The 17530-nt window shown below is 69.4% G+C and carries 15 protein-coding genes and 1 pseudogene; all 16 read left to right on the forward strand.

Annotated elements, in window-relative coordinates; all coding sequences use genetic code 11:
• Positions 1 to 330 (forward strand): annotated as a pseudogene (locus IPV10_RS12660) (FHA domain-containing protein); the annotation flags it as partial.
• Positions 327 to 1145 carry a protein phosphatase 2C domain-containing protein gene (locus IPV10_RS12665; protein ID WP_307861126.1) on the forward strand — a complete coding sequence of 273 codons (819 nt, stop codon included), beginning with the start codon at positions 327 to 329 and terminating at the stop codon, positions 1143 to 1145. The pseudogene IPV10_RS12660 and the gene IPV10_RS12665, both read left to right, overlap by 4 nt.
• Positions 1145 to 2656 carry an FHA domain-containing protein gene (locus IPV10_RS12670; protein WP_207484416.1) on the forward strand — a complete coding sequence of 504 codons (1512 nt, stop codon included), beginning with the start codon at positions 1145 to 1147 and terminating at the stop codon, positions 2654 to 2656. The genes IPV10_RS12665 and IPV10_RS12670 overlap by 1 nt, the downstream gene beginning before the upstream one ends.
• Positions 2653 to 4278: a serine/threonine-protein kinase gene (locus IPV10_RS12675; RefSeq protein WP_207484417.1), complete on the forward strand. Its 1626-nt coding sequence runs from the start codon at positions 2653 to 2655 to the stop codon at positions 4276 to 4278. Before IPV10_RS12670 ends, IPV10_RS12675 begins: the two co-directional genes overlap by 4 nt.
• A gap of 40 nt (positions 4279 to 4318) precedes the next feature.
• Positions 4319 to 5620, forward strand: coding sequence for an RDD family protein (locus IPV10_RS12680; RefSeq protein WP_207484418.1), 1302 nt, complete (start codon positions 4319 to 4321; stop codon positions 5618 to 5620).
• A 57-nt stretch (positions 5621 to 5677) separates the two neighbouring features.
• The gene (locus IPV10_RS12685) at positions 5678 to 10186 is read left to right on the forward strand and encodes an FtsK/SpoIIIE domain-containing protein (protein WP_207484420.1); all 4509 of its coding nucleotides are present in this window, start codon (positions 5678 to 5680) and stop codon (positions 10184 to 10186) included.
• 67 nt (positions 10187 to 10253) lie between these two features.
• Positions 10254 to 10958 (forward strand): hypothetical protein, encoded by a 705-nt coding sequence (locus IPV10_RS12690; RefSeq protein WP_242684945.1) that lies wholly within the window; start codon positions 10254 to 10256, stop codon positions 10956 to 10958.
• A gap of 100 nt (positions 10959 to 11058) precedes the next feature.
• A complete protein-coding gene (locus tag IPV10_RS12695) occupies positions 11059 to 11532 on the forward strand; it encodes a hypothetical protein (protein ID WP_207484421.1) in 474 nt (157 codons plus the stop codon).
• Positions 11529 to 11996 carry a hypothetical protein gene (locus IPV10_RS12700; protein WP_207484423.1) on the forward strand — a complete coding sequence of 156 codons (468 nt, stop codon included), beginning with the start codon at positions 11529 to 11531 and terminating at the stop codon, positions 11994 to 11996. The genes IPV10_RS12695 and IPV10_RS12700 overlap by 4 nt, the downstream gene beginning before the upstream one ends.
• Positions 11997 to 12144: 148 nt before the next feature.
• A complete protein-coding gene (locus IPV10_RS12705; protein ID WP_242684946.1) occupies positions 12145 to 12438 on the forward strand; it encodes a WXG100 family type VII secretion target in 294 nt (97 codons plus the stop codon).
• Positions 12439 to 12559: 121 nt separating this feature from the next.
• Positions 12560 to 12787 (forward strand): hypothetical protein, encoded by a 228-nt coding sequence (locus IPV10_RS12710; protein WP_207484424.1) that lies wholly within the window; start codon positions 12560 to 12562, stop codon positions 12785 to 12787.
• A gap of 10 nt (positions 12788 to 12797) precedes the next feature.
• Entirely contained in the window at positions 12798 to 14507 is a 1710-nt protein-coding gene (locus IPV10_RS12715; RefSeq protein ID WP_207484425.1) for a hypothetical protein, read from the forward strand.
• Between the two features lie 82 nt (positions 14508 to 14589).
• Entirely contained in the window at positions 14590 to 15288 is a 699-nt protein-coding gene (locus tag IPV10_RS12720; protein ID WP_207484427.1) for a hypothetical protein, read from the forward strand.
• Positions 15289 to 15291: 3 nt separating this feature from the next.
• Positions 15292 to 15990, forward strand: a complete 699-nt coding sequence (locus IPV10_RS12725; protein ID WP_207484428.1) for a hypothetical protein — start codon at positions 15292 to 15294, stop codon at positions 15988 to 15990.
• Positions 15991 to 15998: 8 nt separating this feature from the next.
• Positions 15999 to 16649: a hypothetical protein gene (locus tag IPV10_RS12730; protein WP_207484429.1), complete on the forward strand. Its 651-nt coding sequence runs from the start codon at positions 15999 to 16001 to the stop codon at positions 16647 to 16649.
• On the forward strand, positions 16646 to 17524 hold the full coding sequence (locus tag IPV10_RS12735; RefSeq protein ID WP_242684947.1) for a hypothetical protein: 879 nt from the start codon (positions 16646 to 16648) through the stop codon (positions 17522 to 17524). Before IPV10_RS12730 ends, IPV10_RS12735 begins: the two co-directional genes overlap by 4 nt.
• The last annotated feature ends 6 nt before the right edge of the window (positions 17525 to 17530 follow it).

Here is a 17530-nt window from a genome sequence, read left to right on the forward strand (position 1 = left end):
ATCCCCGGGCACCGCCTGGTGTTCACCTGGGACGACGGCACCCGCGTCTCCGTCTCGCGACGGACCGTCTTCGGGCGCAACCCCGCGCCGGAAGACGGCGCAGTCGTGGTGTCGGTGCGCGACGAGACCCTCTCGCTGTCGAAGACCCACTTCGAGGCCGCCGCGGAGAACGCCGGCGGCTGGGTGCTCGACCGCCACTCCACGAATGGCATGACGATCGTGCGCGATGGTCAGCGGATCGCATGCCCGGCAGGGCAGCGCGTGCCGGTGCGCCTCGGCGACGCCATCGAGATCGGCGACCGGATCGTCACGATCGGCGGCTACGCGTGAGGCCCGGACTGATCGTCAGCTCCGGCTCGGCGACGCACCCGGGGCTCCGGCGTGCTCTGAACGAGGACTCGTATCTCGCCAGCGCTCCCGTCTTCGTCGTCGCCGACGGCATGGGCGGGCACGAAGCAGGCGAGCGCGCGAGCGCGACCGTGATCGCCGAGTTCGCCCGCTTCGTCGGACGTGCATCCCTCGAACTCGACGAGGTCCGTCTCGCGGTCGCACAGGCGCGCGAGGGCGTGGAGGATCTCTCGACGTCGGGCAACGGCCGGGCCGGCACCACCCTCAGCGGCGTGGTCGTCGCCACGGTCGACGGCATGGGGTACTGGCTCGCCGTCAACATCGGCGACTCGCGCACGTATCGTCTGGCCGACGGCGAACTCGAGCAGATCACCGTCGATCACTCCGTCGTCCAGGAGCTCATCGAGTCGGGGGAACTGTCCCCGGAGGATGCCGCGACCGATCGGCGCCGCAACATCATCACCAGGGCGATCGGCGCGAGCAGCACGGGCGACGCCGACTACTGGCTGTTCCCCGCGGAGATGGGCGATCGGATCATGATCTGCTCGGACGGACTCACCTCGGAGATCCCGGATGCTCGCATCCGGGAGGTGCTGCAGACCGTGCCCGACCCGCAGACGGCGGCCGATCTGCTGATCACCGAGGCGGTCGACGCAGGCGGACGCGACAACATCACGGTCGTCATCGCAGACGCCGTCTCGGTCGCCTCGCGGCCGGGAACGCTTCTCGAAACGGACGAGAACGACATCGACATGGACACGCGCCCGCGTGAAGCAGCAGCAGGAGGGGCTCTCTGATGCAGACGACGTACCGACCAGGACAGTGGTATCTGATCGTGATCCCCGGCGCGCTGGTCGCGCTGCCGCCTGACGTCCCCGGCGATGTGATCGCGCAGCTCTGGGAGCGCCTCCCGATGGCGAAGACCCTCGCGACGGTGGTCGACGTGCTCACGACCCAGGCAGGCGGATCGTTCACCGAGCTTCCCCCGTTCGCGGCCGCGGTCGCCGAGGGCTCCGATGTGCGGATCGCGCTGCGAGGCGGCGTCGCCGCCAGGGTGAGCACGACGGGCGACGAGGCGAAGGAGCTCTCCGGCGCCGAGGTGACGACGTGGAGCGAGCGCTTCGTGGCCGGGGCATCCCGCGTCGAGATCACCGTCGAGCAGACCGAGACCGCGTCCGGACTTCCCGTGCAGGGCGGCATCGTCCGCGCCGCGGCCGTGATCGCCGACCTCGAGCCGAGCGACGCCGAGCCGCTCACCGCCGCGCCGGGCCCCGTGCCGGTCGTCGAATCCGAGGCCGCCGGTGTCTCCGCCGCCGTGCTCGCGGGCGCGAAGGCGCCGCAGCTCGCCACGTTCGGAGCGGCTGCGGGCGCGGCAGCGGGATCCCTCCCGGGGGCGTCCTCCTCCGAGGCCGAGACCCCCGAGGCCGAGGCTCCAGAGGCCGAAGCTCCCGAGGTCGAAGCACCCGCCGCCGCGGACGGCGGCGACGCGCCCGCAGCGGAAGGCGCTGACGCGACGGAGACCGCCACCGAGAGCATCCCCGCGATCACCGCTGACGAGCCGCCCGCTGACGAGCCGGCCGCTGACGAGCCGGCCGCTGACGAGCCGCCCGCTGACGAGCCGGCCGTCGTTGAGCCGGTGCCGGCACCTGACGCTGCGGATGCCGACGACGCCACTCCCGAGCCGGCCGAGGCGAAGGCCGACGACAGCGCGCTGCTGCCGAGCGAGGTGACGCTGGCTCCCTCCGACGAGGACTTCGATCAGCTGTGGGGCGAGACGGTGCACACCGCCTCGTCGCCGGCGGCCGCCGCACCTCTGGTCGCACCCGCAGCAGCACCCGCAGCGCTGGGAGGGGAAGGCGATCACGACGGCGCCACCATCTCGGCGGCAGAGCTGCGCGCACTCCGTCGGCAGGGACAGCCGGCCGAGAGCGAGGCGCCGACGCAGGTGATTCCGGTCGCGGCCGCCGGCGCAGGGCGCATCCAGGTGTCGACAGGGCAGGTCGTCGCCCTCGATCGCACGGTGATCATCGGGCGCCGTCCGCGCTCGACGAGGGCCAGCGGCGCCAACATGCCGCACCTGGTCGCGGTGGACAGCCCGCAGCAGGACATCTCCCGCAGCCACCTCGAGATCCGCCCAGAGGGTGACACCGTCGTGGTCATCGATCTGCACACGACCAACGGCTCGACGCTGCTGCGCCCCGGTGCCGACCCCGTCCGTCTGCACCCCGGGGAGCAGACGCTCGTCCTCTCCGGCGATGTCGTCGACCTGGGAGACGGAGTGACCGTCGCCTTCGAGGATCTGCCGTGAGTCGTCGCCCCTCCCCGCCGCCGGAGCTGCCCGGCTTCACCTACGTGGAGCCGCTCGGCACCGGCGGCTTCGCCGACGTGTTCCTGTACGAGCAGCAGATGCCTCGTCGGCGGGTCGCGGTGAAGGTGCTGCTCGCCGATCGCACCTCCAGCACCGCCGCGAAGGAGTTCGCCGACGAGGCGAACGTGATGGCGATGCTCTCGACGCACCCGGCGATCGTCACCATCTACCAGTCCGGCGTCGCGGGCGACGGCCGACCGTACCTGGTCATGGAGTACTGCCCGCGGCCGAACCTGCAGCTGCGAGCGCGGCGCGAGGCGTTCTCGGTGGCGGAGGCGCTCCGCGTCGGCGTGCAGGTCGCCGGTGCCGTCGAGACCGCGCACCGCGCGGGCGTCCTGCATCGGGACATCAAGCCGGCGAACATCCTCGTCACCGAGTACAACCGCCCGGCGCTCACCGACTTCGGCATCGCCTCGACGAACGATGCGATGGGCGAGGCCTCGGGCATGTCCATCCCGTGGTCTCCTCCCGAGTCCTTCGCGGAGCCGCCGCGGAGCGGCCACCGCACCGATGTGTGGGCCCTCGGCGCCACGATCTTCACGCTCCTGGCCGGTCGCTCCCCGTTCGAGCGCCCGGGGGAGCGGAACTCCAGCGCCGACCTCATCGAGCGCATCGAGCGTGCGGCGCTGCCGGGGCTCGGGCGGCCCGATTCGCCGGAGAGCCTGCAGCGCGTCCTCGAACGGTCCATGGCGAAGAACCCGGACGACCGGTTCCCGAGTGCGGTCGCCTTCGCCCGCGCCCTGCAGAAGGTGCAGATCGAGCTCTCGCATTCGGTGACGCCGATCGACATCGTCGACGAGCACCCGCCGGCGGAGGACCTCGACGACGACAACGACGGCCTGACCAGGGTGCGGCAGATCGTCAGCATCGACCCCGACGTCGCGTCCTTCACGCGCCCGTCGGCGACGACGCAACGCAAGCAGCCGACTGCGGCGTACACCGATGTGCCGCGCTTCGACTCGCCGGCCCCGCTCGGCTCGGCGGTGGACGAGACGCAGATGCGCGCGCCCAGCGCGCCGACGCCGGCTCCGGATGCCGAGGACCGCACCATCCTGCGCGGACCGCGGGTCGTGACTCCGGATGCCGCGGCATCCGCTCCTCTGCAGATGGCACCTTCCGTCGCCCCTGTCGCCGAGCCGCAGGCTCCCGCGGGACCGCCCAGCCGCAAGGCGCTGTGGATCTCGCTCGTCGCCGTCGGCTTCGTGCTCCTGGTCGGCGCGATCGTGGGGCTGAACATCCTCGTGGCGGGCATCGAGACGCCCCCGGAGGTGACGGAGTCGGAGCCGCCGCCCGACGTCGTGTCCGATCTCGTGCCGAAGGTGACCGATCTCGCCGGCACCAGACAGGGCGAGCAGGTCGCCTTCACCTGGACGAGCAAGGATCCGCAGGAGGGTGACACCTTCATCTGGTACGTCGTCGACGTCTCGGGCGAGGTCGATCTGCAGCGATCCGAGAAGCCGGAGGCGCAGTTCACCGCCGGTGACGGGAAGGTCTGCATCGACGTGATGCTGCGGCGGGACGACGGACGCGCCTCGGAACCCGTGCGCGGATGCGTCGGCTGATCCGCCGCCCGAATCTCTACCTGAGGGGAACTCAGTAATCTTGACCACAGCCGCAGACGGCGTCAATCGCGCGGGGGAGGCATCCGACGGCATGATCTGGGAGATCGACGACAAGAAGCCGACGATCGAGGGTGTCGACGCCGCCGGACGCCCGGATCCCGCGTACGCGGCTGCGCTCGGGATGCTCCGCGCCCCCTTCGGCCGCCGCGTGCTCGCGGCGTTCTGCGACGGCGCCATCTGGCTGGTGCTGCAGCTGCCGCTGTGGCTCGGCGCGATCCCGCTGCTGCTCAAGTTCGCAACCGGCGCGATCTCCCAGTACGGGCTCGTCAACCACCCGTCCTTCGTCCTCGCCGTGGTGATGGCCGGCGTCACGGTGCTGCTCACCCTGGTCTCCGGCATCGTCCAGTGGGCGCTCCACGGGACCAAGGGGATGACGGTCGGCAAGGCCATCGCCGGCATCCGGACCGTGAACGTCCGCACCCTCGCGCGCCCCAAGCTCGGACGGGTGCTGCTGCGATTCCTCATCGTCGCCGCGTCGGGCGTGCTGCCGGTGGTCGGTCAGGCGCTCATGCTGCTGTCGCCGACGTTCGACCCGCAGGGGCGAGGTCGCGGATGGCACGACAAGGCGTCGGGCGTGTGGCTCGTCGACGTCCGTGAGGGCCTCAACCCGTACGACGAGAAGCGCATGCGCGTCGCGCGCAAGATGATCAAGATCGACCCGGTGCCGGAGCGCTCGGCGCTCCCCTCGCTGGCCACGCCCATGGATCCGAGGGCACAGCCGGAGTACCGGCCGGGAAGCCGGATCAGCGCGGGCGTGCTCGGCATGGCGAGACCGCACGAGAGCCCCGTGGTCGGCAGCGTTCCCCAGGCCCCGCAGGCCGCGCCAGTGCCTGCACCGCAACCCGCGCCGGCTCCTGCCCCACAGCCCGCGCCGGCTCCCGCAGCGCAGCCCGCTGCGCCGGCGCAGCAGCCCGCTCCCGTGCCGCAGCCGGCCGCTGCATCCCAGCCCGTGCCGCAGGTGCGCTTCGGACTGCGATTCGACACCGGTGAGAGCATCCTGATCACCGAGCCGGTGCTGCTCGGGCGCAACCCGAGCGCGACCGAGCATCCCGGTGCGCGACCGATCGCGCTGGCGGACGACAGCCGGTCGCTCTCGAAGACGCATATGCTGGTGCGCCCGATCGAGGGCGGGCTCGAGGTCGTCGACTGCCGCTCGACGAACGGGTCCGGACTGATCAGGGCCGGTGCCGAATACGCACTCCCGGCGGGCACGCCGGTGCCGACGACGGACGGCGACATGATCCGGCTCGGCGACCGCGTGGCCGCCGTGGTCAGGGCGTGACGCGGATGAACGCAAGATGATGGTCGCTGGCGAGACCAGTGGGATTGAGGTAGACGGATGAGGCTGAAGCTGACCCTGCATCGTCAGGGGGGCGACCCTGTCGACATCGTGATCACGACCGACTCCACCGCCACAGCAGGCGACGTGGCCCGTCACGTCGCCGAAGCGGATCCGACCCGGTCGACGTCCGTCGCCGAGGGCGACGTGCTGACGCTCGCGGTCGCGCCTCCCGCCGGTGAGCGGCTGATCCCCCTGCAGCCCGACGTCCCGATCGGCGAGGCGCCGATCGGATCCGGGTTCGCGGCATCCATCGTCAACTACGGGCCGAACTACTCCGCCGCCGGCCAGCGAGAGATCGTGGGCGTGCTCATCGCGACCGCCGGTGCGCTCGCCGGCCAGGAGTTCCCCATCACGGCAGGCCACGTGTTCCTCGGCCGGGATGCCGTGAACGACGTCGTCCTTCCCGACCCCATGGTCTCGAAGCGGCACGCGCGACTCGAGATCGGCACGCACATCGAGGTCGTCGACCTGAACTCGGCGAACGGCGTCCTGGTCGACGGCATCGCCGTCCAGCGCGTCCGGGTCGAGGAGGGCGAGCCCTTCGTGATCGGCGGCACCACGCTGATGCTCCGTCTCGCACGCTCCTTCGACGGCTCGGCATCCGAAGAGCCGATCATCGAGCGCGGTGGCGGTCTCCAGTTCAACCGGAGCCCGCGCGTCGAGGTGCGCTATCCCGGCACGCTGTTCAAGATGCCGCGCCTGCCAGCCGAGAAGATCAGCAAGATGTTCCCGTGGCCGATCCTCATCGCGCCGATCATGATGGGCGCCGTGCTGTTCGCGATGAACGGCAATCCGCGCTCGCTGCTCATGATCGCGATGACGCCTCTCATGGCGTTCATGAACATCATCAACCAGTCCGTGCAGAGCAAGAAGGGCGAGAGCCACGAGTTCGCGCTCTTCGAGCGCCAGTACGAGCAGCTCGAGGAGGACTTCTTCCACGGCAAGCCCGAGGAGGAGGCCGCCCGCAACGCGGAGGCCCCGCCGGTCGCCGAGGTCTTCGATCACGCGATGCGGCTCGGGCCGTTGCTGTGGACGCGACGGCCCGAGCACTGGAACTTCCTCGGCCTGCGGCTCGGCAGCTGCCGTCTCCCCGCCCGCAACACGATCGACGACGCCGATACGCCGGACGGCCTGCCGGACTTCATCGATCGCGTCGACCGGCTTCGTGAGCGCTACGAGTTCGTCGAGGACGTGCCCGTGTTCGACAAGCTCGCCGATGCCGGGTCGATCGGCATCGCCGGGCCCCAGGGGCCCGTGGCCGACACCATGCGCGGCATCGCCGTCCAGCTCCTGGGCCTGCACGCGCCGAACGACGTCGTCACCGTCGCGTTCGCCGATTCCGCCTGGGTGCCGGAGCTGGACTGGCTCAAGTGGATGCCGCACACCTCCGGTGAGATGAGTCCCTTCCGCGACATCGCGCTCGCGGACTCGGCGCCCACCAGCGCCGCGCTGCTCAGCTCGCTCGAGGAGTACGTGCGCCGGGCAGGGGGAGAGCGCACAGGCGAGCCCCGAGGTCCGTTCAAGGAGGAGTGGAATCCGCTGCTGTACGGCACGGACGTCTCCCGTGCCGCAAGCGACCACCAGAAGACTCCGCCGCTGTCCGTCGTGGTCTTCGTCACCAGCGACGCGCCGGTCGACCGCGGACGCCTCACGGATGTGCTCGAGCGCGGCGCCGACCACGGCGTGCACGCGGTGTTCGTATCGCCGACCGTCGAGTCGCTGCCGGCCGTGTGCCGCAGCTACATCGACGTGACCACGGGTCTCGAGAACGCGCGCGTCGGACTCGTCCGCAACGGCGAGAACTTCGAGAACGTGCGCGTCGAGGGCGTCTCCAACGCCTACATGCACATGCTCGCCCGGCGGCTGGCCCCGGTGCAGGACGCGAGCACGGTCACGCACGACTCGTCCGACATCCCGAGCGCGGTCATGTTCCTCCAGCTCGTCGACCCGGCGATCGCCGAGGATCCGCACGTCGTGATCGAGCGCTGGCGGCAGAACAACACGATCATCGACCGCTCCCCGAACCCGCGGCCGCGGCTGAAGAAGTCCGGCACGCTCCGGGCGATCATCGGGCAGGGCGCGAGCGACGCGATGGCGCTCGATCTGCGCACCCACGGCCCCCACGCCCTCGTCGGCGGCACCACCGGTGCCGGAAAGTCGGAGTTCCTGCAGGCGTGGGTGCTGGGCATGGCTGCGGCGCACAGCCCCGACCGGGTGACGTTCCTGTTCGTCGACTACAAGGGCGGGTCGGCCTTCGCCGACTGCGTGGAGCTGCCGCACTGCGTCGGCCTCGTGACCGACCTCAGCCCTCACCTCGTCCGCCGCGCGCTGACCAGCCTGCGGGCCGAGCTGCAGCACCGCGAGCACCTGCTCAACCGCAAGAAGGCCAAGGACCTGCTCGAGCTCGAGAAGAGGCAGGATCCGGAGAGCCCGCCTGCCCTCGTCCTGGTGATCGACGAGTTCGCAGCGCTCGCCTCCGAGATGCCGGAGTTCGTCGACGGCGTGGTGGACATCGCCCAGCGGGGCCGCTCCCTCGGCATCCACCTGATCATGGCGACCCAGCGGCCGGCCGGTGTCATCAAGGACAACCTCCGTGCCAACACCAACCTGCGCATCGCACTGCGCATGGCGGACGAGGCCGACTCCCGCGACGTCGTCGACGACGCCGTCGCGGCATCCTTCCCCGCATCGATCCCCGGCCGCGCGATCGCGAAGACAGGGCCGGGTCGTCTCGTGCCGTTCCAGTCGGCCTACGCGGGCGGATGGACGACCGACGACGACACGGCTGCCGCCGAGGTGCGCGTGTCGGAGCTGCGCTTCGGCGCGACCGCAGAATGGGAGTCGGATGCCCCGGCCGAGTCGGACACGCACGAGGAGGACCTGGGCCCGAACGATCAGAAGCGGATCGTGTCGACCCTCATCCGCGCCAGCGACTTCGCGGCGCTTCCGCGCCCCCGTCGTCCGTGGCTCGACGACCTGGCGACCGTCGTGGATCTGAGCGACCTGCCGAACGAGGGCGACGCCCGCATCCCGATCGCGCTGGTGGACGTGCCGGAGAAGCAGCAGCAGCAGGCGGCCGTGTTCGTCCCCGACCGTGACGGCTCGATGGTCATCTACGGCACCTCCGGGTCGGGCAAGTCGACCCTGCTGAAGACGATCGGCACGGCCGCCGGAATGCGGCCCGACCTCGGACGCGTGCAGGTGTACTGCCTCGACTTCGCCACCGGTGCGCTGGGGGCGCTCGCCGCACTCCCGCACGTCGGCTCGGTCGTCGACGGCGGTGACGTCGAGCGCATCCAGCGTCTGCTGCGCACCCTCGACGGCGAGATGGATCGCCGCTCCGCCGCCTTCTCGGCGGCCAGCGCCGCCTCGGTTCAGGAGTACCGCGAACTGCGGGACCCGCGGATGCCGCGCATCATCCTGCTGATCGACAACTACCCCGAGTTCAAGAAGGACTGGGAGGTCGCGCCAGGCCGAGGGCCGTTCTATCGCATCTTCATGCGCATCCTGGGTGAGGGACGCACGCTGGGAATCCACACGGTGATCACCGCCGACCGCGGCAACGCGGTGCCGAGCGCCGTGGCCGCGAACATCGCCCGCCGTGTCGTCCTGCGCATGGGAGACCCCAGCCAGTACATGCTGCTCGGAACGCCGAGGGACGTGCTCGACGACCAGTCGGTGCCGGGCCGCGCGGTCGTCGACGGTCACGAGGCCCAGATCGCCGTGCTCGGCGGCACGGCCAACGCCGTCGAGCAGACGAAGGCGCTGACCGCTCTCGGCGAGCGGCTGCGCGCGGAGGGCGTGCGGGATCTCCCCGAGATCGGTGCGCTGCCCACGATGGTCCCCGCGACCGACATGCCGACGCAGGTCAACGGGATGCCGGTGTTCGGCGTCGCCGACGACACCCTGGCCGCGCACGGATTCGAGCCCATCGGGTCGTTCGTGATCTCGGGGCCGCCGGCGTCCGGCAAGACGAACGCGCTGAGGGCGCTCGTCGTGGCGATGGAGCGGTTCAACCCGAATGTGCAGATGTACCACTTCGGCAGCCGCCGCTCGGAGCTGAAGGACTTCCGGCCGTGGGTGCGCAGCGCCACGCGTCCGGAGGACGAGAAGGCTCTGGCCGAGGAGCTCGCCGAGCTGGTCGTGAGCGACTCGCCGGCCGGCCGCATCATGATCGTGATCGAGGACATCCCGCACCTGGCTGACGGCCCGGCCGATCGCCCGATGCGCGCGCTGCTGCAGGCGATGAACAACAGCGATCACCTGCTGATCGGCGAGGCCGAGATCAGCCGCGCCAGCGGCAGCATCGGCGTGCTCGGCGAGTGGAAGAGCGGCCGGCAGGGCATCGTGCTCAAGCCAGACACGTACGACGGCGAGGCGATCTTCAAGACGCCGTTCGGCCGCGTCAAGCGGACGGACTTCCCTGTGGGTCGCGGCATCTTCGTCCAGGCCGGCCGGGCCATCACCATGCAGATGCCGTTCGTGCCGGAGCCGCCTTCCGCGTGACCGGGGCAGTTCTCCCCATCGGCGACGCGGCATCACCGCGTCTAGGGTCGAGCCAGGAGGATGCGCGATGGGGATGATGTTGCCGGATGAGCTCATCTGGGTGATGGAGAAGCTCGGCTTCGAATGGCCGGATGTGGATGAGGACGAGCTGCGCCGCGGCGGGGACATCATCAGCACGTTCCGCGACGAGTTCGAGGGCGCGATCCAGGCGGTCGACCGCAAGGTCAACGGCGATCTCGCCGCAGCCATGCGCGGGCAGGCGGGGCCGGCGTTCGTGTCGGCGTGGAACACGAACCGATCGCAGAACCTGCAGAAGGTCATCGACGTGCTCGGCCCTGTCCCCCCGGCCATCGACGTCGCGGCCACCGTGGTGACGGGGCTGAAGATCAAGGTGATCGCTGATGTCACCACGACGATGATCGCCCTGGTGGGGATGCTGACGAATCCGATCACCGCAGTGGGTGCGGGGCCGATGCTGATCATCAAGAAGAAGCTGCTGAACGCGGCCGTCGACATCGCGGTGGAAGAGGCGCTGGGGCATCTGCTTCCGATGATGATCGAGCCGCTCGCAGAGGAGCTGCCTGCGGCGATCGCCGCAGCGCTGGACGCCCCGGTGGTCGAGGCGGTCGTCGGGGACACCGACGAGTTCTACGCCGATCTGCAGGCCCTCGAGCAGGCGCAGTCCGACTTCGATGTGAGCTCGGCCGACATCGACAGCCTGATCGATCGGCTGATCGCCGATCTGTCCGGCCTGAACATCACGGGGAGCTGACATGGCCGGCAGAGCAGACGAGATCGGCGACGCCGCCGGGCGCGCACTCAGGGACGTCGGTCATGCGCTGAGACCGGTGGCCGATGTGCCGACCGGGCTCATGAAGAAGCAGAAGCGCAACAAGGACGGCGTCGAGGAGACCGACACGTTCGATGAGGCCCCGAACCTGCCGCAGAAGCGGCGCGGCGTCGACCGCGGCGACGGGCGTGACGACTACGGCCACTTCGTCGGCAGTGAGAACAGGCCATGGGTGGACAAGGAGCAGCTGGGGCTGGACCAGGTCGCCGACCGTGAAGGCGTGGACATCATCCGGACTCAGGTCCGCGCGACGATCGACGGGCATCGACGGGACGGCACGGACGCTGACCAGGGTCGCTTCTACGACGGCCTCTTCAAGAACGCCGACGGGACGTATACGGGGATCGAGGTGAAGAGTGGTGATGCCACCCGCGACCCCGGCCAGCGGAGCTTCGACGGTACGGTGAGTAGAGAACGACCGGCGACGGCGACACTTCCGCCGCCGGACAGCAAGACCATCGAGATCGTCGAGGTCATTCTGGAGAGTGTGAGATGACACGCCGTACTCATGTCGTGCAGAGCAACGGGATCAGCCGGGGGCCGCTCATCGACAGCGTGCGCCCGTACCCGGAGGCGATCAGATTCGCCCTCAACCGCATGAACGGCTCATCCTTCTGGGCCTACTCCCTCTGGCGCGCACCCGAGGAAGCAGATCTGCTGGACGACATCCCTCTCTCCGATGAGTACATCCAGAGTGCGGGCTCCGCGGAGGCGATGACCCTCGAGCTGCGCCGTCTCGAAGCGGACGGCTCCGCTCATCAGTACGTCATCGGCAAGCCGGGCGGGGAGCAGATCGCGAACCCCGCAGAGGTCATCAGCTGGGACGATGGCAGGCACAGCACGAGAGTCCATCCGCACGAGGTCTTCACCGCCGACGAGGCGGCCGAGGTGTTCTACGCCTACTTCCTCACGGACGCTGTTCCGGCACCCTACGTCCTCCGAGAACTCTCTCTCGGGTGACCTGCGCACCCCGACGCCGCTGAGCCCCTGTCCGGGCATGGGTAGAGGTTCATGGGTACCGCTCCCCATTTGTGTCCCTGGGATCGTTGGCTAATCTCGACGTAAGAGGCCTGAACGGCCTGAAGAAGACTAACTGGAGGCGGATCTCATGGCCCATGACTTTGGCGCAACGTACAGCGAGATGGAGAGCGCGGCCGCGCGTCTCCGCGACGGACGCAGCACCGTCACCGACACCCTGAAGGAGCTGCAGGGCGTCATCGACGACCTCGTGCAGGACGGCTTCAAGACGGAGAACGCCTCCGAGGCGTACTCCACGGCGTACAACGAGCTCACCTCGTCGCTGGACGACGCCGCTGAGGCCGTGAACGACATGGCCGAGGCTCTCGACCGGATGGCTGACAAGATCCGCGACACCGACTCGGAGCTCGCCGGCGGCGCCTGAGCCACTGCGTGGACAGAGGTCGTGACGTCGGTCGGAGAACCGACGCCACGACCTCTTCGCTTTGCGCGGGGCGTGCACGAGGCCGCGCTTAGAATCGAACAGGAACGGAAGGAAAGCACCGATGAGCGCAACGCAGAGTTACTACTGGTACAGCCTGTCGACCCAGTCGGTGGTGGTCGCGGATGAGCGCCCTTCGGAGGACGTGATCGGACCGTTCTCCTCCGCGGCGGAGGCCGAGGATTCGCCGGCGACGCTGCTGGAGCACGCGCGTGCCTGGCTGGAGAGCGAAGAGAGCGAGCCCTTCCGCGAGTCGGCGGCTGAAGCCGACGACAGCACCGACTACGTGTGACGGTCGCCGTATGAGGGGGGCCCGCCGCATCGCGGCACCGACCGCCGTGCTGCTCGCAGTCGGTCTGGTCGCCTGCGCGCCCACTCTGCCGGAGAGCGTCGTCCCTGGCACGGAGATCACCGTGGCGTGGTCGGGCGAGCTCACGTCGATGAATGCCGCCGCCGCTCCCTCGCCGGGGAATGTCGACGTCGCCGAGACGATCAGGGGCGACTTCGGCGACATGATCGATGGAGAGTTCGTTCCCGATCAGGGGTTCGGATCGATCTCGATCGTGGCTGACGATCCCTTCACGGTTCGGTACGACCTGGCCGAGCCGGTCTGGTCGGACGGCATCCCGCTGGACGCCGCCGACCTGATGCTCGGCTGGGCCGGAGCATCCGGCTTCTTCCCGAAGGAAGACGGCGCCGCGGCGGACGGCGCTGATGCGGAGGGTGCTGCAGAACCGGATGCCGCCCCCGACGCTCCCGTACTCGACGAGTTCGCACGCGCGATCGAGGTCACCTTCGAAGCGCCGACGATCGGCTGGCAGCAGGCGGTCACGGTGCCGGTGCCGGCTCACGTCGTCGGAGAGCGCGCCTTCGGGATCGACGATCCGATGGAGGCCAAGCAGGCCGTCATCCGGGCCGTCCAGGAAGCGGACGAAGCCGCGCTCGAGAAGATCGCCCAGGTCTGGAACGAGGACTTCGAGGTGTCCGGCGCGAAGAAGATCCCCGCCGATCTGCTGCTCTCCAGCGGCCCGTTCCTCGTCGACGAGGTCAGCGGTGCCGAAGAGGGCCAGAGCGTGAGCCTCGTTCCGAACGCGGCGTACCGCGGCGTCGCGACCGCCAACGTCGCACGGATAGAGCTGGTGCCCCCAGGGGCCGAACCGCTCTCGGCGCTCGGCGAGACGCTGGACGTGGTTCAGGTGGCGCCGGTGACGGCGAACCGTGAGGCGATCCGTGAACTCGAGCGCAAGGACCTCCTCGTCGAGACGACCCACGACGGCACGCTCTGGGCCCTGCTGCTGAGACCGTCCGGCGTGTTCACGCAGACGCAGGCCCGGACCGCCTTCATGCATGCGGCGCCTCCGACGGCGCTGTCGGAGCGCGGTGCGGGCGTCTGGTCGACGGCCTACACCGGCACCACCTCGATGATCTCGGCGCCCGGCTCCCGCGCCTATGACATCGTGAACGAGGACTCGGGCTTCACCGGGACGCTCGGGACGACAGACGACGAACCCGCGCTCGAGCGGGAAGCCGCGGGGATCGCCGACGGCGCCCGCGTCTGCGTGCTCTACGACCGCGGAAGCGAGTTCGCGGCCGGGGCCTTCGCAGGTCTCAAGGAGGCGGTGGCCGAGGCGGGCTGGAGCGTCGCCGACTGCGGCAGCGACGACTTCGGCGCCGCGCTCGCGAGCGGTGGCTGGGATGCCGTGATCCAGCGGACGCCGATCCCGCAGACGCCGGCGCAGATCGCCGAGCGCTGGGGCAGTGCCGGCTCATGGCACGCGGACGCGGATCGGGACGCGCTCATCGTGCAGCTGGCCCAGACGACCGACGTCTATGAGGCGCGGGATCTGCTGGCCCGGATCGAGGCGTCGATCGTCCGCGCAGCCGTCGCGCTTCCGATCGCGGTCAACCCCCGGGTGACGATCGTCGATCGCGGCGTGAGCGGTGTCGCGGGGCGCAGCGGCGCGGCGGCTCCGCTGACATACGGCGTCGCGCAGTGGGTGGTCGAGCCGTGAGAGCTGCGGAGTGGGTTGTTCTCCCCATCGCGAGGGATCGTTCGCGTCTCGTAGGGTCCTTTGTGGAGGTTGTGCCGTGGGAATGATGTTGCCGGATGAGTTGATCTGGATCATGGAGAAGCTCGGCTTCGACTGGCCTGACGTCGACGAGGATGAGCTGCGCCGTGGCGCAGGGATGGTCAGCAGCTTCCGCGACGAGCTCGAGGGGAAGCTGCAGGCCATGGACCGCAAGGTCAACGGCGACCTCGCGGCGGCCATGCGAGGGCAGGCGGGGCCGTCGTATGTGAGCGCGTGGAACACGAACCGTTCGCAGAACCTCGACAAGCTGCTCGATCTGCTCGGCCCGGTCCCGCCCGCTATGGACATCGCCGCCGACGTGGTCTTCGGACTCAAGCTCAAGGTGATCGCGGACGTGACAGTGACGATGTTCACTCTCGTCGGCATGCTCACGAACCCCATCACCGCGGTGGGTGCGGGGCCGATGCTCATCATCAAGAAGAAGCTTCTGAACGCCGCGGTGGACATCGCGGTGGAGCAGCTGCTGAACCAGCTGCTGCCGATGGCCATCGAGCCGCTGACGGAGCAGCTGCCCGCCGTGATGATGGCTGCTCTGGAATCGCCGATCGTCGAGGCGGTCGCCGGCGACCCTGACGAGTTCTACGCCGACCTGCAGGCGCTGGAGCAAGCCGAAGGCGAGATGGAGCAGCATGCCTCCGACGTCGAGACTCTGACCGAGCGGCTGATGGCCGACCTTTCCAGCCTGAACATCACGGGAGACTGACCAATGGGTAAAGGCATCGCCGACGACGCGATCCGGCCGCTGCTGCGGGCGCTCGATGATGCACCGGTGCACGTCAAGCAACTGGCGGAGATGTTCCGCAAGCACGGACAGAAGCAGAAGCGCAACACGAGCGATGTGCAGAACCTCGATTCCGCCGGTGTGGTGCATCCGCTGCAGGACGGATGGAAGAGGGACGGGAAGTGGGAGCCAGACGAGGTCGTCGCCTGGGGCAAGGGCAATCGACCTGACCCATCCGAGTATCTTGAGGCCGATTACATCAAGAAGCACCTCGATCAGTTCGAGAACGGTGCGACGAGGATCTACAAGAAGGACAGCCTCGACGACTGGGGGCCGGGCAACAACGGCACGACGTACGTGTTCCCGACCGATCAACTGGATGCCGTCATCAAGGCGGCCGACGGAGACCCGGTCAAGCTCAGTGAAGCGCTCGGCCTCCCCGCGGACTTCTTCGTCGGGGCGGAGGTGGAGCTTCGCGACTTCGCGCCGCACGAGCTCGACGGACTGCAGATGCCGTCCGGGAATGAAGGTGGAACGGATGCCGACATGTGGATTCCCGGCGGTTACCTGCCGAGCGGCATCCCCGAGGCCGTCATCAGCATCCCCGAAACTGCGACGGGCCTGAACAACGGCGGCTTCGAGCCGTCATTCTGGCCCGGGAGCCCCCGCGGACTCGACCTCTAGGTCCCGAAATGAACCTTGATCTGGATCTGAGTCGAGACGAGGCCTCCGCGTTCGGGCCGTCGTCCGTGAGCCGCGGGGCGATCCTCCCCTACGAGGGGCGTGCATTCCTGACGCGGGGCGATGGGCTGCCGGCAACTGCCGTCGGCGCGGAGCATGACGGCTGGCTCTCGCCGTGCAACCCCGTCCTGGTCCGCGGTCAGGCGAAGATCCTGCCGCTCGCCTGGGGCGGCGACGGCAGCGGGGCCTCAACGGCCGAGATCGCCGCATTCGCTTCGAAGATGCAATCCGCCGGGATGCACTGGGCGGGGAACTGGCGGGTGCTCGACGAACTGAAGGAGTTCCGGGGCGACAGCATCCGCTCCTATCTCACCGCGCTCACGGCGGCCGGTGCCACCCGGGTCAACTCCTGGACGTACACGGACGCTGTCGGCCTCGCGCTGGTCTGGACCGGGGATGCCGGCGCAGAGGACGCATCGCTCGCCCTCCACATCGTGCCGTCGAGCTGGGTGTCCGAGCGGCACGCCCGGAAATCGATGCGCGGGATCGACGTGCGATGGTCGTGGTCGGAGGTCGTCGAGCTCTACGCGTCGACGACGGGCGCCGATGTCGGTGCGGCGGGTAGCCTTGCAGAGGCGGACGAACAGGAGCGGGATTCATGACAGGTGCCTTCGGGAACGTCGCGGTGATCATGGTTCCGCGGATCTACGGCGCGAGCGAGCTCGGCGTGCTGGCGATCACCGCTCCGGGCGAGGTGCACCCTCGGGTGGAGTACGTCGGCGGTGAGCTCTTCGTCGGTCTCGATGAGGAGCCGGATGGTGTGGCGATCACGCAGGGCCAGGCCGAGGGGTGGTCGACCGAGTTCCGTGAGGTGGTGGCGTCGGCCGTCGCGTCGGCGGCAGCGCTCCCCGAGGCCGTCGATGGCGTGATCGTCGTCGAGGATGAGCGGGTGGCGGCATCGGTCCTGCTCGAACCGTCACGGGCCGCAGCACGCGCGCTGGACGGCGACCCCGTCGTGTTCGCGCTGTCCCGGCAGCGGCTCGCAATCGTCGGCGCGGAGGATGAGGCAGGGCTGGAGCGCGTTCTCGATCTCGCCGAGGAGCTGTACGACTCGGGTGGTCCGCTGGTGAGCGCGCATCCGCTCGTTCTCGCTGACGGCGCATGGGCGCCCTTCTCGTGGAGCGAGCGCGTCCCCTCGCTGGCGATGCGGTTCCAGCGCATGATCCGCCTCTTCAGCGTGCGCGCCTACGAGGCACAGGGCGTCGCGCTCCGGCGTCCCGATGTGCACATCGCGGATCCGAAGATCCAGGTGCTCGACACAGGGGTCACCTCGACCTTCGCGACCTGGCCGAAGGGCACCGCGACACTGCTCCCGGTGGTCGACAACGTCATCGTCGCCGATCCGGCCGGCACCGTCAGCGTCGCGACCCTGAACCAGTTCCTGGATGCGGCTGGCGAAGCGGTCGTGCGCACCGGGCTCTCCCCAGCGCGCTACTTCGTCCCCGGTGAGCCTCCTCGCTCCTCGCGGCCGGAGTGATCCGGC

Source organism: Microbacterium sp. SD291 (assembly GCF_017355365.1).
Taxonomy (GTDB): domain Bacteria; phylum Actinomycetota; class Actinomycetes; order Actinomycetales; family Microbacteriaceae; genus Microbacterium.